We start from the raw sequence: 21,003 nt of genomic DNA, 5'->3' as shown, positions 1-21,003 counted from the left end.
GCTTAAATGCTCCAGAGGATTTGCGCGAAGTAAACGACCGAACCGACCAGCCAGAGGATCGTCAGCACTTGCATCAGCAGGCGCACGCCCACCGACTTGACGTAGTCCATCCAGATGTCGCGCACGCCAATCCAGGCATGCCAGGCCAGCGCAATGAATGCGAGGGTGGCCAGGATCTGGCCAACCGGAAGAACGCCCACGTAGAAATTGAACAGCGCGGTCCAGTGTTCGTACGTGAAGGCCGGCATCATCAGGATGCCGATGAGCAGCACCAGCGTGTACACGGCCATGATGACGGCGGTGATGCGCTGGATGATGAAATCCATGACGCCATAGTGCGCGCCGACGACCAGGCGCTTGGGTCCGTAGTTTTTAGCGGCGGCCATTTACAGCACTCCGAACAGTTTGAGAGCGAACACCAGGGTCAGCGCGAGGCTGACGCCGAACACCACGCCGGCGCTCTTCTTGGAGGACTGCTTGTCGATGCCGATGTGCAGATCCAGGAGCAGGTACCGGATGCCCGCACAGAAGTGATGCAGGTAGCCCCAGACGAGGACGAGGAAAACGAGCTTGACGATCGGGTTGCCGGCGTACGCGGCCACGGCGGCGAACGTCTGCGGTGCGGCCACGCTGGCCGCGAAGAGCGGCAGAATGACCAAGGGAAGACAGAGGAACAACAACGCGCCGCTTACGCGGTGCAGAATGGACAGCTTGCCGGCCAGGGGCAGGCGGTAACTGGCAATTTGCGCAATACCAATATTGCGAAACTGCGGACGTGGCTTGGCAGCGGTGTCGGACATGACGGCCTCGGTGTTTCGGAACTAGGGAATCGTTACGGCTAAATCGCCGCGGCCCTTGCGGGCAAACGCGGTATTTTCGCCCAGAGACGGGTTGGTATCAAATCGTAGGTAAAAAGCTCATCAATTCAGACTATTGCGGTAGTGGTATCGATCGGTCAAGTACAACCCCCGGCGGATTTCCATGGGGCGGTCACCGTATGTGTAAGACACCCGGTCTACCTGCAACAACGGCGTGCCGGCGGCAACATTAAGCAGCGTACAGACTTCAGCCGGCGCGGCGACCGCGCGCAGCTTCTCGTCCGCACGCACCATGCTGACGCCGAACTCGGATTCAAAAAGGCCATAGAGCGGCGCCTTGTTGGCGGTCAGCAGCTCAAGGGTGAGACCACGGAATATGGAACCGGGGAGCCAGATGTCGTCCAGCACGGTCGGTGTCTGCCCCATGGACAGCAGGCGGCGGATCATGACGACGGTCTCGCCGGCGCGCAAGTCCAGCGCGCGGGCGATTTCGGCGGGCGCGCGGGTGCGGCGGCATTCCAGGATGCGGCTTTCGGCGCGGCCGGCCTCGCCCTCTTCGTCGGGGGCCAGGCGCAGGAAACGGTAGCGCACGCGGGCTTCGTGGTGGGTGGCGACAAAAGTGCCCTTGCCCTGGCGGCGCAGCAGCATGTGCTCGGCGGCCAGCTCATCGACCGCCTTGCGCACCGTGCCCTGGCTCACCTGAAAACGGGCGGCCAGATCGATTTCGCTGGGGATGAGCTCGCCGGGCTTCCATTCGCCGCGTTCGAGGCTTTGGACAAGCAGATCCTTGATCTGGCGGTAGAGCGGACTGAAAGCGGCTCCCTCGCCCGTTGGACGGGCGGCGCGATTGCGTAAGGAGGTTTCGGGCCTAGGCTCTGCCATGGATCTTCTTGAAAGTGTCATGTTTATCCGGATGAATGAGAAGGCAGCACCAAGGGATGCGGACTCATCCGTATGCGCTGCTGCCGCCGGCCTTATGGCTTGATACAGGCGCGCGGCCCAGTGGGCCGCGGCGCATTCGAATAAACGCTCTATTGTGGCATATCGGGAGGCGAGCTGTCCAACGTCTTATGTCTTATATAAGATAGAAGATCAATTGACGCTTACGTTAATTCGATCTAGGATTCAAAGCTGTCCGCGCGACGCGCAGCGCCCCTGGCGGCCGCTTGTTACCGCGCCCAACGATTACACTGATTGGTGAGATTTTTTTCTCGCCAAACCATTACGGAGAACGTCCATGTCCAAGCCTGCCTTGCGTGTCGCCGTCACCGGCGCCGCCGGCCAAATCGGTTACGCACTGCTATTCCGCATCGCCTCGGGCGAAATGCTGGGTAAAGATCAACCCGTCATCCTGCAACTGCTGGAAATCCCCGACGAGAAAGCGCAAAAGGCCCTGAAGGGCGTCATCATGGAACTGGATGACTGCGCCTTCCCGCTGCTGCAGGAAGTCACCGCGCACAGCGACCCGCGCACCGCCTTCAAGGACGCCGACGTGGCCCTGCTGGTTGGCGCCCGCCCGCGCGGCCCGGGCATGGAACGCAAGGACCTGCTGTCCGTCAACGCACAGATCTTCACGGCTCAGGGCAAGGCCCTGAACGACGTCGCCAGCCGCAACGTCAAGGTCCTGGTCGTCGGCAACCCTGCCAACACCAATGCCTACATCGCCATGAAGTCGGCGCCGGACCTGCCCGCCAAGAACTTCACCGCCATGCTGCGCCTGGACCACAACCGCGCCCTGTCGCAACTGGCCGCCAAGTCTGGCAAGGCCGTCGCCGACATCGAAAAGCTGGTCGTGTGGGGCAACCACTCGCCCACGATGTACCCCGACTTCCGCTTCGCCACCGTCGGCGGCGAATCGCTGTCCAAGCTGATCAACGACGACGCCTGGAACCGCGACACGTTCATCCCCACGGTGGGCAAGCGCGGCGCCGCCATCATCGAAGCCCGTGGCCTGTCCTCGGCCGCTTCGGCCGCCAACGCCGCCATCGACCACGTCCGTGACTGGGTCCTGGGCAGCAACGGCAAGTGGGTCACGATGGGCATCCCGTCGGACGGCTCCTACGGCATCCCCGAAGGCATCATCTACGGCGTGCCGGTCACGACCGAAAACGGCGAATACAAGCGCGTCGAAGGCCTGGAGATCGACGCCTTCTCGCGTGAGCGCCTGGACTTCACGCTGAAAGAGCTCCTCGAAGAGCGCGACGGCGTCAAGGACCTGCTGAAGTAAGCAGCGCGCAGTAAAAGGATTGGGCCCGTTCATGCGGGCCCAATCCTTAAGCGGGACCGCATTGCGCGCGGCAGCTGAAGTGCCGCACCGCAGTACCGCATTCAATACCGCAATACCGTGAAATACACCTGTCTCTTCGCTCACCCGCGAAAGATCTTGCCGCAGGGATTGTCGCGCAGGGGACAGATTTATTTTTCGGACCCGCGATAAGGTCGTGGGCTACCAAGAACAGGAGACAACCATGGCCAGACCCGAATCGCCCGGCGCCCTCTTTCGCCGCGCGCTCGCCGAAGAGAATCCGCTGCAGATCATCGGCGCCATCAACGCGAACCACGCCCTCTTGGCCAAGCGCGCCGGCTATCGCGCCATCTACCTGTCCGGCGGCGGCGTCGCGGCCGGCTCGCTGGGTCTGCCGGACCTGGGCATCAACACGATGGATGACGTCCTGACCGACGTTCGCCGCATCACCGACGTGTGCGATGTGCCGCTGCTGGTCGACATCGACACCGGCTTCGGCCCGTCGGCGTTCAACATCGCCCGCACCGTCAAAAGCCTGATCAAGTTCGGCGCGGCCGCCTGCCACATCGAGGACCAGGTCGGCGCCAAGCGGTGCGGCCATCGGCCCGGCAAGGAAATCGTCACCACCGAGGAAATGGCCGACCGCGTGAAGGCCGCCGCCGACGCGCGCACCGACAGCGATTTCTACCTGATCGCCCGCACCGACGCCATCGCCTCGCACGGCGTGGACGCGGCCATCGAACGCGCGCTGGCGTGCGTGGAAGCCGGCGCCGACGCGATCTTCGCCGAAGCCGCCTACGACCTGCCGACCTACGACCGCTTCGTGAAGGCCGTCAAGGTGCCGGTGCTGGCCAACATCACGGAATTCGGCAAGACGCCGCTCTTCTCCGTCGAGGAACTGAAGAGCGTCGGCGTGGGCATGGTGCTCTATCCGCTGTCGGCCTTCCGCGCCATGAACAAGGCCGCCGAGGCCGTCTACACCGCGATCCGCCGCGACGGCCACCAGAAGAACGTCGTCGACCTGATGCAGACGCGCGAAGAACTGTACGACCGCATCGGCTATCACGAATTCGAATCCAGGCTGGACGCGCTCTTCCAGAAGGGCAAGGCCTAGTTGCGCAACGTCAGGCGCGCGCCGCGGCAGACCCGCGGCGGCGCCCGCCCCCATTGCATCTTCCATCGCGTAAGGAAAGGAGTAGAGACATGAGCACGGCTCCCAAGAAGCAAGAAGCCAAATCGGACGCCAAGCCGGAAGAAAAAGCCGGTTTCAAGCCCAAGAAGTCGGTTGCGCTGTCCGGCGTGGTCGCGGGCAACACCGCACTGTGCACCGTCGGCCGCAGCGGCAACGACCTGCACTATCGCGGCTACGACATCCTGGACATCGCCGATACCAGCGAGTTCGAGGAAATCGCCCACTTGCTCGTCCATGGCAAGCTGCCCAACAAGGCCGAACTGAAAGCCTACAAGGAAAAGCTGCGCAGCCTGCGCGGCCTGCCCGCGCAATTGCAGGTCGCCCTGGAAGCCCTGCCCGCCGCCAGCCATCCGATGGACGTGATGCGCACGGCCGTGTCGGTGCTGGGCTGCGTGCTGCCTGAAAAGGACGACCACAACACCCCGGGCGCGCGCGACATCGCCGACCGCCTGATGGCCAACCTGGGATCGGCCCTGCTCTACTGGTACCACTACAGCCACAACGGCCGCGTCATCGACGTGCAGACGGACGACGACAGCATCGGCGGCCACTTCCTGCACCTCTTGCATGGCGAAAAGCCCAGCGACGAATGGGTCAAGGCGATGCACATCTCGCTGAACCTGTACGCCGAGCACGAATTCAACGCCTCGACGTTCACGGCCCGCGTCATTGCCGGCACGGGTTCGGACATGTTCTCGGCCATCTCGGGCGCCATCGGCGCACTGCGCGGCCCCAAGCACGGCGGCGCCAACGAAGTCGCATTCGAAGTCCAGAAGCGCTACGAAACGCCGGACGAAGCCGAGGCCGACATCCGCCGCCGCGTGGAAGCCAAGGAAGTCATCATCGGCTTCGGTCACCCGGTCTACACGGTTTCCGACCCGCGCAACAAGGTCATCAAGGACGTCGCCAAGAAGCTGTCCAAGAAGGCCGGCACGACCAAGATGTTCGACATCGCCGAACGCCTGGAAACGGTCATGTGGGACGTCAAGAAGATGTTCCCCAACCTGGACTGGTTCTCGGCTGTCAGCTATCACATGATGGGCGTGCCCACCGCCATGTTCACCCCGCTGTTCGTCATCGCGCGCACCGCGGGCTGGTCGGCCCACATCATCGAGCAACGCATCGACAACAAGATCATCCGTCCCACCGCCAATTACGTGGGCCCGGAAGACCAGAAGTTCGTGCCCATCGACAAGCGCAAGTAAAGCCAAGCGGAAGTAAAACCGATCAAGGGCGCGGCATGGCCACCTGTATTCACTTTTCCGAAGAGGTACTGCTATGTCTGCCCCGATCTCGAACGTCCGCCCCGAACCCGACCAGGTCCTGGCCGATATCGCGGACTACGTGCTCAACTACGAAGTCCGCAGCGATCTGGCGTACGAGACCGCGCGCAACTGCCTGATCGACACGCTGGGCTGCGGCCTGGAAGCGCTGGAATATCCGGCGTGCAGGAAGCTGCTGGGTCCGGTCGTGCCGGGCACCGTAGTGCCGCAAGGCGCCAAGGTGCCCGGCACGCAGTTCCAGCTTGACCCGGTCCAGGCGGCGTTCAACATCGGCACGATGATCCGCTGGCTGGATTTCAACGACACCTGGCTCGCGGCCGAATGGGGCCACCCGTCCGACAACCTGGGCGGCATCCTTGCCACAGCCGACTGGCTGTCGCGCACGGCGGTCGCGGCGGGCAAGCCGCCCCTGTCCATGCGCGACGTGCTGACCGGCATGATCAAGGCTCACGAAATCCAGGGCTGCATCGCGCTGGAAAACTCCTTCAACAAGGTCGGCCTGGACCACGTCGTGCTGGTCAAGGTGGCGTCCACCGCCGTCGTCGCGCAGATGCTGGGCCTGACCCGTGACGAAGTGATCAACGCGGTGTCGCTTGCCTGGGTCGACGGCCAGAGCCTGCGCACCTATCGACACGCCCCCAACACCGGCAGCCGCAAGAGCTGGGCGGCCGGCGATGCCACCAGCCGCGCGGTGCGTCTGGCGCTGATCGCGCGCACCGGCGAAATGGGTTATCCGTCGGTGCTGACCGCCAAGACCTGGGGCTTTTACGACGTGCTTTTCAAGGGGCAGCCGTTCAAGTTCCAGCGGCCTTATGGCAGCTACGTGATGGAAAACGTGCTGTTCAAGATTTCCTTTCCCGCTGAATTTCACGCGCAGACCGCCGTGGAATGCGCCATGCAGCTCCACGGTCTCCTCAAGTCCCTGGGTAAAAGCGCCGACGACATCAAGCAGATCCGGATCCGCACGCACGAGGCGTGCATCCGCATCATCGACAAGAAGGGACCGCTGAACAATCCTGCCGACCGTGACCACTGCATTCAGTACATGGTGGCCGTTCCGGTGCTGTTCGGGCGCCTGACCGCGGGCGACTACGAAGACGAGATCGCGCAGGATCCGCGCATCGACGCGCTGCGCGCCAAGATCGTCTGCATCGAAGACCCCGCGTTCACGAGCGATTATCACAACCCCGCCAAGCGCTCGATCGCCAACGCACTGACCGTGCAGTTCAACGACGGCTCGGCGCTGGATGAAATCGTCTGCGAATACCCCATCGGCCACAAGCGCCGCCGCGCCGACGGCATTCCGCTGCTGGAGGCCAAATTCCGCACCAACCTGGCCCGTGTGTTTCCACCGCGTCAGCAGCAGCGCATCTTGGCGGCGTCGCTGGATCAGGAGACGCTGGAAGCGATGCCGGTCCACGAATATATGGATTTGTACGTGATCTAAGGGCGTCCGGCTGACGGGAGGTGTAAACGGCAGGCGTCTGCGGCTCACACCGGCGCGCATACAATGCGGCTTTCCTCCATCGGATCGCGCCATGGCCATGCTCTGGGTCAAGACCTTTCACATCGTCTTCATCGCTTCCTGGTTTGCCGGATTGTTTTATCTGCCGCGCATCTTCGTGAATCTGGCGCAGACCTCGGACTCTGCTGTCCAGGAAACGCTGCTCGGCATGGCGCGCCGCCTGTACCGCTTCACCACCATCCTGGCGGTCGTGGCCATCATTTTCGGAATGTGGCTGTACGTGGGTTACCGCATCGGCGTGGGCCCGGGCAATGGCTGGATGCACGCCAAGCTCTTTTTCGTGCTGCTCGTCATCGGCTACCATCACGCCTGTGGCCTCATGCTGCGCAAGTTCGAACAGGGTAAGAACACCCGTTCGCACAAGTTCTATCGCTGGTTCAACGAAGTTCCCGTCTTGCTGCTCTTGGTGGTGGTGGCGCTGGTCGTCGTCAAACCCTTCTGATACCCCTACCTTTGCACATTCGCCAGGATTCGTATGTCCTCTGATGAACAGGACCGCCCGCGCAAGACGCTGACGATCAAGAAAACGGCCCGCGACGCCCAAGCCGAGGGCGCTGCCAAACGCACCCGCACCGGCGCCCGCGCGCGCCTGGTCGCGCAGATCGAGCGCGCCCGCGACAACACCGAACGCCAGAAGGACCCCGAGGGCTACCAGCGGCGCCAGGAAGAAGAGGCCCGCAGCGCCCGCAGGCCGTCCGGCGCGGGCCGCGATGCGCCCGCCCGTGGCACGTCGCCGCGTTCGGGGCAGTCGCGGTCTGGTCAGTCACGCCCCGGGCAGGCCGAGCGCGGCCAGTACGACCGCGGTCCGTCCGACCGTAGCCCGTACGACCGTGGTCCTTCCGATCGCGGCCAATCCGACCGTCCCTCGGCGCGCCGTGGCGCTTCGGACCGCACCCGCGCGGACGACACCCGCCGTGGCGACGGCCGCCGTGACGACGGCCGCCGCGATGACAGCCGCCGCGATGACGCACCCGGCCCGCGCGCCGGCCGCACGCCGCAGCGCGCGCCGCGCTTGCGTGACGACCAGTACATTGCCCCGGCAACGCCGGCCGGCCGTTTCTACGATCCGTTCGAAGACGACGGCCCCGCCTTCGAATTCGCGCAAGAGCCCGACCACACCGCAGCATCCGACGACGCGCAGCAATCCGATTTCGCGCACGAAGCCGATGCAGATCACGACTGGGATGCCCCGCGCGAGCGCGCCGCCCCCCGCGTCGATGTCCGCAGCCGCCGTCCCCGCGAGCCGCGTCAAGCTGAGACCTTCACCGTCTTCGCCCCCTGCCCCCAAGGCCTGGAAGAAGCGCTGACCGCCGAAATGCAGGCCCTCGGCTACGAAGATGCCAAGGCAGGCCGGGCCGGCTGTTCGTTCACGTCGGACTGGTCCGGCATCCAGCGCGCCAACCTGTACTCGCGTCTGGCGACCCGCATCCTAGTGCAGGTGGCGCACGCCGAGATCTCGCACGAAGACGACATCCTGGATCTGGCCCGCGATACGCCCTGGGAACGCTGGTTCGGCGCCGAACAGACGCTGCGCGTGGACACCTCGGCCATCAAGAGCCCGGTGCAGAGCCTGCAGTACTGCAACCTGCGCGCGAAGGACGGCATCTGCGACCGCCTGCGCGAACTCGAAGGCGAACGTCCCAGCATCGACACGGTACGCCCCGATGCACGCGTGCACCTTTTCCTGACGGGTCACACGGCCACGCTGTACCTGGACACGTCGGGCGAATCCCTGTTCAAGCGCGGCTGGCGCCTGGACAAGGGCGAGGCGCCACTGCGCGAAAACCTGGCCGCCGGCATGCTGGCGCTGGCGGGCTGGGATCCGGCGGCGCCCCTGCTGGATCCTTTCTGCGGCTCCGGCACGATTCTGATCGAAGCGGCCTGGATCGCGCTGGGCGTGCCCCCGGGCATCTCGCGCCCGTTCGGTTTCGAACGTCTGCGTGACCACGATGCGTACCGCTGGCGCGACCTGAAGGAAGACGCCCGCGCCCGCATCCTGCCGCAGCTGGACGCACCGCTGGTCGGCTACGACCTCAATCCCCTGGCCATCGAATACGCCCGCAACAACGCCGAGCGCGCCTGGCTGACGGCCGACTCGATCCGTTTTGAAGTGGGCGACGCCCGCGACGTGACGGCGCCCGCCGACCACGGCTGGATCGTCACCAACCCGCCTTACGGCGAGCGCATGGGCGCGGAGCAGGACGCCGACCTGTGGCGCGACTGGGCCACCTGCCTGAAGCGCAATTTCGCGGGATGGGAGCTGCACGTCATCACCAGCGACCTGACGCTGCCCAACCAGATGCGCTTGAAGCCCAAGCGGCGCGTCCCCTTGCACAACGGCGCGCTCGATTGCCGCCTGTTCGGCTTCGAGCTGGTGGCCGCCGGCTACCGCGACGCCTGAGCGCGTTCTGCCCCCCCCGTGCGGCACACGCCGCCGGGGCGCCCCTTCCTTGATTCCGCCAGCATCCCACGTTGTAAAAGCGCCGCAACATGCGGCGCCTATCTTTGCTTATGGTGCCCGGCCGCGCGGTTTTGGGGCATCATCAGCACCAAGGTGTTGCCAGGTTGCACCAGCTTGAATCGGCCTCTTGCATAGTTTCAGGGTAAACCCCTATAATCCGGGTTATCCCTAGTAGCAAACAACTGTGCAAGCCCGTGGAGGCTATTGTGATCAACCCGAACAACACCATTCGCCTGACCGACGAACTCGAGCGTCAACTGATGCTCCAGGCTATCGAAGAACAATTCCGCCCGCATCCGATGCGGGCGTTGGCTGCAGGCCTGCGCAAGCTGGCCCACGGCATCAAGGCTCTGGCCGGCAAGACGAGCGCCAAGAGCGCGCATTCCGCTGCCTAAGCTGGGCTCAGGCCTTCGGGCCTAACGATTTTCCCCTTGGGGGCTGCATAGCCCCTTTTATAGACCCGCCCTCACCGGCGGGTTTTTTTTTCGCGAAACGTGGGGGCAACAATTTATGGATAATACGCGTCCATGAATGACGCCCACCTCGACGAGACGCCCAATCGGCTGCGCCGGTTTGCCTGCATGATGTACGAAGCCGTCCTGCTGTTCGGCGTCGTGTTCCTCGCGGGTTACCTGCTGGATACCCTCACCCAAAGCCGCAACGCATTGGAATTGCGGGCCGCCCGGCAGGCGTGGCTGTTCGTGGCGATCGGCGCCTACTTCGTGCTGTGCTGGCGCCGCCGCGGCCAGACGCTGCCCATGAAGACCTGGAACATCCGGCTGGTGGACCGAAACGGCAACACGCCGTCGACCGGCCTGCTGATCCTGCGCTACATCCTGGCCTGGCCGCTGGTGCTGGCAGGCGCCGCCGTGGTCTGGGGCGCGGCGCTGGCCACCGGTTGGCCGTCCGTGGATATGTTCATCGTGGCGGCCCCCTTTGCCATCTTCATCTGGTCATGGTTCGACCCGGACGGTCAGTTCCTGCACGACCGGATCCTGGGCACGCGCCTGCGCAACGCGCCGCAGGCCAAGAAAGCGCGCTGACCGGCACGCTCGGCGGCGCGCGGCCGGTATCGCCGTTTGATGCTTGCCAAGCCGCCCGCTATTTCGCTCGCCTGTTCAGAAAGATGACAGCCGCACGCCCGGACAATGAGGCCCCATTTAATTTACGGCTTCATTCTCACCATGCGCGCATTCCTTTCCCGCCTGTCGCTGGCCCTCGCCAGCGCGCTGTTGTTCCTGCACGCAGGCGCGTCCGCCCAAAACGCATCGGCCCAGCAGGAAATCGAAGCGGCTTCCAAGGCCGCCTTCGCCGCCGCCCGGCAAGGGCCGACCGACGTGACACTGGGCGACCAGGCCACGCTGAAGCTGCCCCAGAACATGTTTTTCGTGCCGCGCCCGCAGGCCGACCGGTTGATGCAGGCCTATGGCAACGGCAAGGATCCTTCCCTGCTGGGCGTAGTAATGCCCAAGAGCGACGACGAGGATTGGGTCGTCACTGTCAATTTCGACAAGGCCGGCTACATCAAGGACGACGACGCCCGCAACTGGAACGTGAACGAACTGCTGGACAGTCTGCGTGAAGGCACCGAGGCGTCCAACGAGGAACGCAAGAAGCGCGGCTTTCCGGAGCTGACGGTGGGCGGCTGGGTGGAGGCGCCCAAGTACGACAGCAATACGCAGCGCCTGGTCTGGTCGGTGGCCGCCAAGCACAAGGACGCCGCCGCGGAGGAAGACGCCACGGTCAACTACAACACCTACGCGCTGGGCCGCGACGGCTACATCACCCTGGACCTGATCACCGAAAAGAACAAAGTGCCCACGGACAAGGCCGCCGTGCTGGCGCTGCTGGACAACCTGCACTACGTGGAAGGCAAGCGCTACGCCGATTTCGATGCCTCGAGCGACAAGGTCGCCGAGTATGGCCTGGCGGCTCTGGTGGCGGGCGTCGCCGCCAAGAAGCTCGGTCTGTTCGCGGTGATCGCGGCTTTCCTGGCCAAGTTCGCCAAGGTCGGCATCCTGGCCGCGGCAGCGCTGGGCGGCGGGTTGTGGAAGCGCCTGAAGGGCAAGAAGGCCACCGGGCAGTCCTGATCCGCTGGACGGGTGGTGCGTGCGCCTGCCTGGCCGCGCGCGCCGTCACAACCGCGTCATGGATTCGTCACGCGCGCGTCATCGGTAGGTGGTCTCATTCTCAAGCATGACCACAGCCCACAGGGAAGCGACCGTGAACGAGATCCAACCGACGCACTGGCGCGCCCTGTGGATTTCCGATATTCACCTGGGCACTGCCGGGTGCAAGGCGGAATTCCTGCTCGATTTTCTGGATCACAACGACTCGGACACGCTGTACCTGGTCGGGGACATCGTCGATGGCTGGCAGTTGCGCAAGCACTGGCACTGGCCCCGCGCGCACAACGACGTGATCCAGCGCATCCTGCGCAAAGCCCGCAATGGCACCCGCGTGGTGTTCATCCCGGGCAACCATGACGAATTCGCCCGCGAGTTCGCCGGATTCGCCTTTGGCGACATCGAGGTCCTGGACGAGGACGTGCACGTCACGGCCAAGGGGCTGCGGCTGCTGGTGCTGCACGGGGACCAGTTCGACGGCGTCATCCAGCACAGCCGCTGGCTGGCGCACCTGGGCGATGGGCTCTACCAGTTTGCGTTGTGGGTCAACCACCATTTCAACCGCCTGCGCCACCGGCTGGGCATGCATTACTGGTCGCTGTCCCAGTACCTGAAGCACAAGGTCAAGAACGCGGTGTCGTTCATCACCGACTTCGAGGAGGCGCTGGCCGGCGAAGCCCGGCGGCGTGGGCTGGACGGCGTGGTCTGCGGCCACATCCACAAGCCCGAACTGCGCGACGTGAGCGGCATCCTGTACTGCAACGACGGCGACTGGGTCGAAAGCCTGTCGGCGCTGGCAGAAACGCACGATGGCCAGCTCCAGCTTCTGGACTGGGCGGTGCTGCAGGCCGAACGCCAGCGCGACCCGGCCAACCGCCCGCCGCGGTCCCTGACGCTGCCCGCCCTGCCCTCCGCACTGCGCCGGCAAGGCAAGCATCCGTGATAACCCGTATGCGTCCCCGTTACGCAACGGGGATATTGCAGTTCACGCCCCTCTAGGTCATGCTTGCACCTGAGTAACGGGCGATATGACCCGTTCACGCCGCAACATGCTTACAACATAGGGCCATGAACGACCAATATCAGGCGCTCTACCAATCATTCCGCTGGCTGGTGCCCACCCAGTTCAACATTGCGGAAGCGTGCTGCCACCGCTGGGCATCCAGCAGTCCGGATGCGCGGCGCATTGCCATCTACTACGAAGATGAGTCCGGCAACCGCGAGGTCTGGACCTTCGCCCGCCTGGCGGAAGCCGCCAATCAGCTCGCCAACGGCCTGGTGAAAATGGGCGTGGGCAAGGGCGACCGGGTCGGTGTGGTTTTGGGGCAACGCCCGGAAACCGTGGTCGCTCATATGGCCATCTACAGCGTCGGCGCGGTGGTCCTGCCCCTGTCGGCGCTCTTCGGCCCCGAAGCGCTGCAAAGCCGCCTGTGCGATGCCGAAGCCCGCGTCGCCATCGTCGACCACGCCTCCAGCGCCAATTTGCTGGCCGTCACCGAACACTGTCCCGCCCTGCAGCAGGTCATCGGCATCGGCTTCGCCGACGAACGTGTGCTGCCATGGCGCAGCCTGCTGGCCCGCCAACCCAACGAATTCAAGGCCGTGCAGACCCGTTCGTCGGATCCGGCCATCCTGCTTTACACCTCCGGCACCACCGGCGCCCCGAAGGGCGCGCTGCTGCCCCACAGCGTGCTGATCGGCAACCTGCCGGGCTTTGTCGCCTCGCAGGACTGGTTTCCCAAGCCCGCCGACGTGTTCTGGTCGCCAGCCGACTGGGCCTGGACAGGCGGCATGATGGACGCCCTGCTGCCCACGCTGTATTTCGGCCACCCCATCGTAGGCACGCGCGGACGCTTCTCCGTGGAACGCGCCTTCGAGCTGCTGGAACGTTATCAGGTCACCAATACGTTCCTCTTCCCCACCGCGCTGAAGATGATGATGAAAGCGGTGCCAGAGCCCCGCCAGCGTTACCAGCTTGCCTTGCGCTCCATCATGAGCGCCGGCGAAAGCGTGGGCGAGACGGTGTTCGATTGGTGCCGAACGGCGCTGGGCGTGACGCCCAACGAAATGTTCGGCCAGACCGAAATGAACTACGTGGTGGGCAACAGCAACAAACGCTGGCCCGCCAAACCCGGCTCGATGGGCCGCCCGTATCCCGGCCACAACGTGGCGGTGCTGGACGACGACGGCACGCCGGTCGCGCCGGGCGCCACGGGCGAGATCGCGGTCAACCGGCTGGACATCCACGGCTTTCCGGACCCGGTCATGTTCCTGGGTTACTGGCGCAACGAGGCCGCCACGCTGGCCAAGTTCAAGGGCGACTGGTGCCTGACGGGCGACCTCGCCACCGTCGATGAGGACGGCTACCTTTGGTATGCGGGCCGCGCCGACGACGTTTTCAAGTCGGCCGGCTACCGGATCGGCCCGGGTGAAATCGAAAGCTGCCTGGTTGGCCACCCGGCCGTGGCCAATGCCGCCGTGGTGCCCAAGCCGGACGCCGAGCGCGGGGCGGTGGTCAAGGCCTTTGTGGTGCTGACGCCGGAATTTGCCCTCCGGGACAGAGGCGAAATCACCGAAAACCTTCAGGAGCACGTGCGCGAGCGCCTGGCGCCGTACGAATACCCGAAGGAAATCGAATACGTGGACGAACTGCCCATGACCACCACGGGCAAGATCCAGCGGCGCATCCTGCGCGAGCGTGAAGCAGAACGCGCGCAGGCCAGCGCGCCCCAGACCGACGTTGGCGCGCCCGTTGCCGCCCCGGCGCGGCAAACGGAGACCTAGGCATGGCCATTTACCAGCTCAACGACCTGATCCCCCGCATCGACCCGCAGGCCTACGTGGCCGACAGCGCCGACCTCATCGGCAACGTCACGCTGGAAGCCGGCGTCAGCATCTGGTCGCATGTATCGATCCGCGCCGACAACGACGCCATCCTGATCCGCGAAGGCACCAACATCCAGGAATCCAGCGTCCTGCACGTCGACGCGGGCTGTCCCATGACCATCGGCCCGAACGTCACCGTCGGCCACCAGGCCATGCTGCACGGCTGCACCATCCACGAAGGGGCGCTGGTCGGCATGCAGGCGATCGTCCTGAACAACGCCGTCATCGGCCGCAACTGCCTGATCGGCGCCGGGGCGATCATCCCCGAAGACCGGGTCATTCCGGACAATTCGCTGGTCATCGGCATTGGCAAGATCGTGCGGGAGCTTTCCGCCGAGGAAATCGCCAACATGCACAAGAACACCGCCCATTACGTGGCGCGCGGCCAACAGTACAAGACGGCCCTGAAACGCATCGGCTGACGGCTCCCCCGAGGGCCCCCGCAAGTGCCCCAACCCCTGCTGCCAGCAGGGGGAATACCCCCCCGCGATCGGCTAACATTCCGCTATGACCGATCAGCTCAAAAAATACCTTACCGAAGACCGCAGCGTCCGCGTCCAAGCGGTGCGCCTGTCTGACACGTGGAAGGCCGTCCAGGCCAACCACGATTACCCGCCCGCCATCACCGATCTGCTGGGTGAATTGGTGGCGGCATCCACCCTGCTCGCCGCCAACATCAAGTTCGATGGCTCGCTGGTGCTGCAGATCCAGGGCGACGGCCCCATCGCCCTGCTGGTGGTGGAATGCCGCTCGGACCTCAGCCTGCGCGCCACCGTCAAGATGCGCGAAGGCCACGACGTGCCCAGCACCGGCGACATGCAAAGCCTATTGAACCCCGGCGGCAATGGACGCTTCATCGTGGTGCTGGACCCGCAGCGCAAGCTGCCCGGCCAGCAGGCCTACCAAGGCATCGTGCCGCTCGAAGGCGATACCGTCGCCGAAGCCCTGCAACACTACATGAAGGCCTCGGAGCAACTGGATACGCGCCTGTGGCTGTCGGCCGACGCCGACCACGCGGCCGGCATGCTGCTGCAGCGCCTGCCGCACCACGGCGGCGGCGAGACCGACCGCGCCCTGACCGAACAGGTGGCCGCCGAGACCTGGGAACGCATCAACGCCCTGGCCGGCACGCTTAAGCGCGACGAGATCCTGGCCACCGACATCGACACGCTCATCCATCGCCTGTTCTGGGAAGAAACGCTCATCGCCTTCGACCCCCAGCCGGTGAGCTGGCACTGTCCCTGCACTCGCGAGCGCGTGGCGAACATGCTGCGTTCGCTGGGCGAAGCAGAGGTCAACAGCATCCTGGAAGAGCGCGGCCAGGTCGACGTCGCCTGCGATTTCTGCGGCAAGCCTTACAAGTTCGATACGGTCGACTGCGCGGCGCTGTTCTCGGCGAGCCAGACGTCCTCCGGAGATGAGCCTCCCACCGTGCATTGATGATTGATGCGTCCCGGCGGCAAGCCCGCCGGAACGTTTTTGTCACGCCGGATTGTCCTTATCGACAGGCGGTCATGGGCGCGCCACACTGCGCAGCCATGACCGCCTTAATTTTTTCTTGCCACTTACGCGCCGTACGCCGGCAACACGGGGCCGCCGCCCTCGAGTTCGCCGTGGCAGGCGCCATCGTGCTGCTGCTGGGCCTGCTGTGCGTCGAGGCCGCGCGGTGGCACGGCGCGCGCCAGATGGCGCACCTGGCGCTGATGGAAGCGGCGCGCGCCGGCGCCACGGGCCATGGCGACCCGGCCCGGCTGCGAGCTGCCTTTCTGCAGGCGCTGCTGCCGCTGCATGCGAGCGCCAGCGGCCCGGCCGGCGCCATTGAACGGCGGGATGGCGCGATGGCAGCACTGAAGGCATGGATGGGGGCCCCGCCCTGGCGCATTGAAGTGCTGCGGCCCGACGACCAGTCGTTCCGCGAGCACGGGCGGCCGGACTTGCAGGTGGCTGGCGCGCCGGGCCTACGGACCATCGACAACGGCTACCAGGATCTGCAGCATGCCCGCCGCCCGCCACGCCCGGGCGGCCAGGACATCTTCCTGGCCAACACGCTCAAGCTGCGGCTGACGTATCTGCACAAGCCGCTGCTGCCGCCGTTGCGGGCGCTGCTGGCCGTGTCAGGCCGGCGGGATGGCACCTACACCGGCCACGCGCTGACCCGCGGCCTGCTGCCCATCGTGGTGGAGCTGGAACACGAAATGCACACGCATCCGGTCGACTGGGCGCGCAAGCGGCCCCATCCGGAAGGCGTGGTGTACGGGGAGTGCCGGCAGTTGCGCTGCGGCTCAGGATAGGCGGGGACGCCGCCCGGTCAAAAAAAACCGCCGGGCATCACTGCCGGGCGGTGGAATTGGAATTGTTGGCGCCGGTCGTGGCGGCGGGTCTGGCAGGCGTTGCCGACGCGGGCCGGGGCGTGGCCGTCGTCGAAGCAGGCCGGGTCGTGGGCGCGGCCGACGCAGGCCGGGCAGCCGGCGCATTTGCGCGCGCCGGGGTGCCGGTTACGGCAGGTTTGGGCGGCGCTTCGGCGGAAAGCGAGGCGCCGGCGGGCGGCTGGGTATTCTGGGGCAGGATGTGCACGAACACTTCGCCGTCCCGCATCATGCCCAGCTCTCCGCGCGCCCGCTCCTCGATGGCTCCCGATCCGCCTTCCAGATCGCGCACTTCGGCCTCAAGCGCGGCATTGCGCGCGCGCAGGCCTTCGTTGGTCTCGCGCTGCTCCGCCACCTGGCGTTGCAGATCCCAGACCTTGAACCAGCCGCCCTTACCCAGCCACAGCGGGTATTGGATCAAGCCTAGCAGCACGAACAGCACCAGGAACAACAGGCGCATACGCGGGAACCTCAACTGTCGTGGCGTGGATGCGGCCCTGGCAAGACGCCGGGGCCGCGCTTCTTATCAACGCAGGTTGTAGAAAGCTTCCAGGCCGGGGTACGACGCCACTTCAGCCAGCTCTTCTTCGATGCGCAGGAGCTGGTTGTACTTGGCCATGCGATCCGAGCGCGACAGCGAGCCGGTCTTGATCTGCATCGCGTTGGTCGCCACGGCGATGTCGGCGATGGTCGAGTCTTCGGTTTCGCCCGAACGGTGCGAGACGACGGCGGTGTAACCGGCGCGCTTGGCCATTTCGATGGCGGCAAACGTTTCGGTCAGCGTGCCGATCTGGTTGATCTTGATGAGGATCGAGTTGGCGACGCCCTTCTGGATGCCTTCACGCAGGATCTTGGTGTTGGTGACGAACAGGTCGTCGCCCACCAGCTGAACCTTCTTGCCGAGCTGGTCGGTCAGGAGCTTCCAGCCTTCCCAGTCGTTTTCGGCCATGCCGTCTTCGATCGAGATGATCGGGTACTTGTCGCACCACGTGGCCAACAGGTTCGTGAACTCTTGCGAGGACAGCGAGATGCCGCCTTCGCCGGCCAGCGTGTACTTGCCGTCGCGGTAGAACTCGGAGCTGGCGCAGTCCAGGCCCAGGGCGATCTGCGTGCCCGGCTCGTAGCCGGCTTCGGTGATGGCCTTCAGGATGAGCTGGATGGCGGCTTCGTGGCTGGGAACGTTGGGCGCAAAACCGCCCTCGTCGCCCACGGCGGTGGACATGCCCTGGCCGTGGATCAGCTTCTTGAGCATGTGGAAGACTTCAGCGCCCCAACGCAGGGCTTCGCGGAAGCTGCCGGCGCCCACCGGCAGGATCATCAGCTCCTGCAGGTCCAGCGTGTTGTTGGCGTGCGCGCCGCCGTTGATGACGTTCATCATCGGGACGGGCATGCTCATGGGGCCGCTGCCGCCGAAATAGCGGTACAGGGACAGGCCCGATTCGTCGGCGGCGGCGCGGGCCACGGCCATGCTGGCTGCCAGGATGGCGTTGGCGCCCAGACGCTCCTTGGACTCGGTGCCGTCCAGTTCGATCAGGGTGCGATCGACGAACGTCTGTTCCTGCGCGTCCAGACCCATCAGGGCTTCGGAGATTTCGGTGTTGAGGTTTTCAACGGCGCGCAGCACGCCCTTGCCCAGATAACGGCCCTTGTCGCCGTCACGAAGTTCGATGGCTTCGCGGGCGCCGGTGGAGGCGCCCGACGGCACGGCCGCACGGCCCATGGCGCCGGATTCCAGCAGCACATCGCATTCCACGGTGGGGTTGCCGCGCGAATCCAGAATCTCGCGGCCGATGATGTCGACGATTGCACTCATGACTTTACATTCCCTGAACGATAAACATATTCATGACGGCCGCGCCTTCGCGGGCATTGCGGGCACGGCGGTACTGCCAGGAATCGTAGAACGCCTGCGCCGCGGCCATGGACGGAAATTCCATGACGACGGTACGGCCGGGTTCACGCCCCTCAAGGTGCTTGGATTCGCCGCCGCGCACCAGGATCTTGGCATCGTACGCGCGCATCGCGAGCGTGGACAGACGCTTGTAGTCCTCGTACTGCGCAGGCTTGGTCACTTTGACGTCGGCGATGAGATAAGCACTCATGGGGTTCCTTCAGAGCAGTTGCGTTGGTTGGGGGCTGACGCCGGATACGACGCCGCCGCCAGTGTCGCGCAAGGCGCACGGGCGACGCATATCCGATGCTAATCGGTTGTATCCGAAAGAAGCGCCGCCGTATAGGGCGGCGCTGGGGAAACGGCCCGCGGCCCCGAGGATCCGCTTACGGAACTCAGGACCGCGGACGCGCATCAGGCCTCCTGGCCGCGGCGAGCCTTCTGCTCGATGGCGGCGCGGATGTAGCTGGAGAACAGCGGATGGCCGTCGCGCGGGGTGGACGTGAACTCCGGGTGGAACTGGACACCGACGAACCACGGGTGGTTGGGCAGTTCCATCATTTCGGGCAGGTTCTCGGTCGGCGTGCGGGCGCTGATCACCATGCCGGCTTCTTCCAGGCGCGGCACGTAGACGTTGTTGACCTCGTAGCGGTGACGGTGACGTTCGTTCACTTCGTCGCCATAGATGGTCTGCGCGCGGGTGCCGGCCTTGATCGGCACGCGCTGCGCGCCCTTGCGCATGGTGCCGCCCAGGTCGGACGAGTTGTCGCGCTTTTCGACCTTGCCTTCGCGGTCCATCCATTCGGTGATGAGTGCAACCACCGGGTGCGGTGCGGAGGGATCGAATTCGGTGCTGTTGGCGCCGCCCAGGCCGGCGACGTGACGGGCGAATTCGATGACCGCCAGCTGCATGCCCAGGCAGATGCCCAGGTACGGCACGCCGTTTTCACGGGCGTAGCGGATGGCGGCGATCTTGCCTTCGGTGCCGCGCTTGCCGAAGCCGCCCGGAACCAGAATGGCGTCCAGGTGCTTCAACTGGTCGGTGCCGCGGGTTTCGATGTCTTCCGAGTCGATGTACTCGATGTTGATCTTCGAGCGCGTGTGGATGCCGGCGTGAACCAGGGCTTCCGTCAGCGACTTGTACGACTCGGTCAGGTCGACGTACTTGCCGACCATGCCGATGGTGAGCTGGTGCTCGGGGTGTTCCAGCGCTTCGACCAGGTTGTCCCACATGGACAGGTCGGCCGGCGGCGGGGTCAGGCCCAGGGCTTCGCAGACGATGTTGTCCACGCCTTGCTTGTGCAGCATGGCGGGGATCTTGTAGATGGAGTCGGCGTCCCAGACGGAAATGACCGCGTCCAGGGGCACGTTCGAGAACATCGAGATCTTGGCGCGCTCGTCGTCCGGAATACGGCGGTCGGCGCGGCACAGCAGCGCGTTCGGGTAGATGCCGATTTCGCGCAGCTTCTGCACCGAGTGCTGCGTGGGCTTGGTCTTCAGTTCGCCGGCGGAGGCGATGAAGGGCACCAGCGTCAGGTGCACGAAGGCCGCGTTGTTGCGGCCCATGCGCAGGCTCATCTGGCGGGCGGCCTCGAGGAACGGCAGCGATTCGATGTCGCCGACCGTGCCGCCGATTTCGACGATGGCAACATCGGTGTTGCCATTCCAGCCGGCTTCGGCGCCACGGGCGATGAAGTCCTGGATTTCGTTCGTGATGTGGGGAATCACCTGGACGGTCTTGCCCAGGTAGTCGCCACGGCGCTCCTTGCGCAGCACGGATTCGTAGATCTGGCCGGTGGTGAAGTTGTTCACCTTGTGCATGCGAGCGGAAATGAAGCGCTCGTAGTGGCCCAGGTCCAGGTCGGTTTCGGCGCCGTCTTCAGTGACGAACACTTCACCGTGCTGGAAGGGGCTCATCGTGCCCGGATCGACGTTGATGTAGGGGTCGAGCTTCAGCATGGTGACCTGCAAACCACGCGACTCGAGAATGGCAGCAAGCGACGCAGCGGCGATGCCCTTGCCCAGGGAAGACACCACACCGCCGGTGACAAATACGTATTTGGTCATCGTAATGAGCACCCGGGACGAGCGGGCGCGTGCGGGAAATTTGGATTATAGCCGGGCGACGCGACTTGTTTGGGTTTTCCCCTAGCGCCGTGCGGGTAACAATTGGCTGCACTCGGCAAGGCAACGCTGCGAGCCGCGCCACG

General features: G+C 64.9%; 21 protein-coding genes. 14 read left to right on the top strand and 7 right to left on the bottom strand.

Annotation, left to right across the window (positions count from 1 at the left end):
• Positions 1-2: 2 nt before the first annotated feature.
• From sdhD to AB3147_RS06940, 3 genes are all read right to left on the bottom strand, one after another.
• Positions 3-386, bottom strand: coding sequence for a succinate dehydrogenase, hydrophobic membrane anchor protein (gene sdhD / locus AB3147_RS06950; RefSeq protein ID WP_008161843.1), 384 nt, complete (start codon positions 384-386; stop codon positions 3-5).
• Positions 387-800, bottom strand: coding sequence for a succinate dehydrogenase, cytochrome b556 subunit (gene sdhC / locus AB3147_RS06945; RefSeq protein ID WP_063952703.1), 414 nt, complete (start codon positions 798-800; stop codon positions 387-389).
• A gap of 120 nt (positions 801-920) precedes the next feature.
• Entirely contained in the window at positions 921-1,700 is a 780-nt protein-coding gene (locus AB3147_RS06940) for a GntR family transcriptional regulator (RefSeq protein WP_056322083.1), read from the bottom strand.
• A gap of 355 nt (positions 1,701-2,055) precedes the next feature.
• Here AB3147_RS06940 and AB3147_RS06935 point away from each other — a divergent pair, with 355 nt between their 5' ends.
• The 14 genes from AB3147_RS06935 to AB3147_RS06870 all read left to right on the top strand — a co-directional run bounded on the left by AB3147_RS06935 (position 2,056) and on the right by AB3147_RS06870 (position 16,827).
• Complete coding sequence (locus AB3147_RS06935) at positions 2,056-3,045, top strand: malate dehydrogenase (RefSeq protein ID WP_054429535.1); 990 nt, start codon at positions 2,056-2,058, stop codon at positions 3,043-3,045.
• Between the two features lie 241 nt (positions 3,046-3,286).
• Positions 3,287-4,177: a methylisocitrate lyase gene (prpB, locus tag AB3147_RS06930; RefSeq protein ID WP_175122897.1), complete on the top strand. Its 891-nt coding sequence runs from the start codon at positions 3,287-3,289 to the stop codon at positions 4,175-4,177.
• A gap of 89 nt (positions 4,178-4,266) precedes the next feature.
• Positions 4,267-5,460, top strand: coding sequence for a bifunctional 2-methylcitrate synthase/citrate synthase (prpC, locus tag AB3147_RS06925; protein WP_056322074.1), 1,194 nt, complete (start codon positions 4,267-4,269; stop codon positions 5,458-5,460).
• 73 nt (positions 5,461-5,533) lie between these two features.
• Positions 5,534-6,985 (top strand): bifunctional 2-methylcitrate dehydratase/aconitate hydratase, encoded by a 1,452-nt coding sequence (locus AB3147_RS06920; protein ID WP_175137367.1) that lies wholly within the window; start codon positions 5,534-5,536, stop codon positions 6,983-6,985.
• Positions 6,986-7,076: 91 nt separating this feature from the next.
• Positions 7,077-7,505 (top strand): CopD family protein, encoded by a 429-nt coding sequence (locus AB3147_RS06915; RefSeq protein WP_175137366.1) that lies wholly within the window; start codon positions 7,077-7,079, stop codon positions 7,503-7,505.
• A 570-nt stretch (positions 7,506-8,075) separates the two neighbouring features.
• Positions 8,076-9,464, top strand: a complete 1,389-nt coding sequence (locus AB3147_RS06910) for a THUMP domain-containing class I SAM-dependent RNA methyltransferase (protein ID WP_246282860.1) — start codon at positions 8,076-8,078, stop codon at positions 9,462-9,464.
• Between the two features lie 266 nt (positions 9,465-9,730).
• Positions 9,731-9,919: a hypothetical protein gene (locus tag AB3147_RS06905; protein ID WP_367351615.1), complete on the top strand. Its 189-nt coding sequence runs from the start codon at positions 9,731-9,733 to the stop codon at positions 9,917-9,919.
• A gap of 132 nt (positions 9,920-10,051) precedes the next feature.
• Positions 10,052-10,567 (top strand): RDD family protein, encoded by a 516-nt coding sequence (locus tag AB3147_RS06900; protein ID WP_218345198.1) that lies wholly within the window; start codon positions 10,052-10,054, stop codon positions 10,565-10,567.
• 141 nt (positions 10,568-10,708) lie between these two features.
• Positions 10,709-11,614, top strand: a complete 906-nt coding sequence (locus AB3147_RS06895; RefSeq protein ID WP_279971686.1) for a DUF2167 domain-containing protein — start codon at positions 10,709-10,711, stop codon at positions 11,612-11,614.
• 106 nt (positions 11,615-11,720) lie between these two features.
• Complete coding sequence (locus AB3147_RS06890; RefSeq protein ID WP_175122903.1) at positions 11,721-12,593, top strand: UDP-2,3-diacylglucosamine diphosphatase; 873 nt, start codon at positions 11,721-11,723, stop codon at positions 12,591-12,593.
• A 125-nt stretch (positions 12,594-12,718) separates the two neighbouring features.
• Positions 12,719-14,434, top strand: coding sequence for an acyl-CoA synthetase (locus AB3147_RS06885; protein WP_279971690.1), 1,716 nt, complete (start codon positions 12,719-12,721; stop codon positions 14,432-14,434).
• Between the two features lie 2 nt (positions 14,435-14,436).
• Entirely contained in the window at positions 14,437-14,958 is a 522-nt protein-coding gene (locus tag AB3147_RS06880) for a gamma carbonic anhydrase family protein (RefSeq protein ID WP_175122905.1), read from the top strand.
• 85 nt (positions 14,959-15,043) lie between these two features.
• Positions 15,044-15,976 (top strand): Hsp33 family molecular chaperone HslO, encoded by a 933-nt coding sequence (gene hslO / locus AB3147_RS06875; protein ID WP_218345201.1) that lies wholly within the window; start codon positions 15,044-15,046, stop codon positions 15,974-15,976.
• Between the two features lie 74 nt (positions 15,977-16,050).
• On the top strand, positions 16,051-16,827 hold the full coding sequence (locus tag AB3147_RS06870; protein WP_367351614.1) for a TadE/TadG family type IV pilus assembly protein: 777 nt from the start codon (positions 16,051-16,053) through the stop codon (positions 16,825-16,827).
• A gap of 37 nt (positions 16,828-16,864) precedes the next feature.
• On the opposite strand, the gene ftsB is transcribed toward AB3147_RS06870, so the two are convergent.
• From ftsB to AB3147_RS06850, 4 genes are all read right to left on the bottom strand, one after another.
• Complete coding sequence (ftsB, locus tag AB3147_RS06865) at positions 16,865-17,362, bottom strand: cell division protein FtsB (protein WP_175122908.1); 498 nt, start codon at positions 17,360-17,362, stop codon at positions 16,865-16,867.
• Between the two features lie 66 nt (positions 17,363-17,428).
• On the bottom strand, positions 17,429-18,715 hold the full coding sequence (eno, locus tag AB3147_RS06860) for a phosphopyruvate hydratase (protein ID WP_054429546.1): 1,287 nt from the start codon (positions 18,713-18,715) through the stop codon (positions 17,429-17,431).
• Positions 18,716-18,719: 4 nt separating this feature from the next.
• Positions 18,720-19,004 carry a DUF1330 domain-containing protein gene (locus AB3147_RS06855; protein WP_056322046.1) on the bottom strand — a complete coding sequence of 95 codons (285 nt, stop codon included), beginning with the start codon at positions 19,002-19,004 and terminating at the stop codon, positions 18,720-18,722.
• A 203-nt stretch (positions 19,005-19,207) separates the two neighbouring features.
• Positions 19,208-20,860 carry a CTP synthase gene (locus AB3147_RS06850; protein WP_175122909.1) on the bottom strand — a complete coding sequence of 551 codons (1,653 nt, stop codon included), beginning with the start codon at positions 20,858-20,860 and terminating at the stop codon, positions 19,208-19,210.
• Between the last annotated feature and the right edge of the window lie 143 nt (positions 20,861-21,003).

Source organism: Achromobacter animicus, from assembly GCF_040775605.1.
Classification (GTDB): domain Bacteria; phylum Pseudomonadota; class Gammaproteobacteria; order Burkholderiales; family Burkholderiaceae_B; genus Achromobacter; species Achromobacter animicus.
This window is presented reverse-complemented; position numbering and strand designations above follow the sequence as displayed.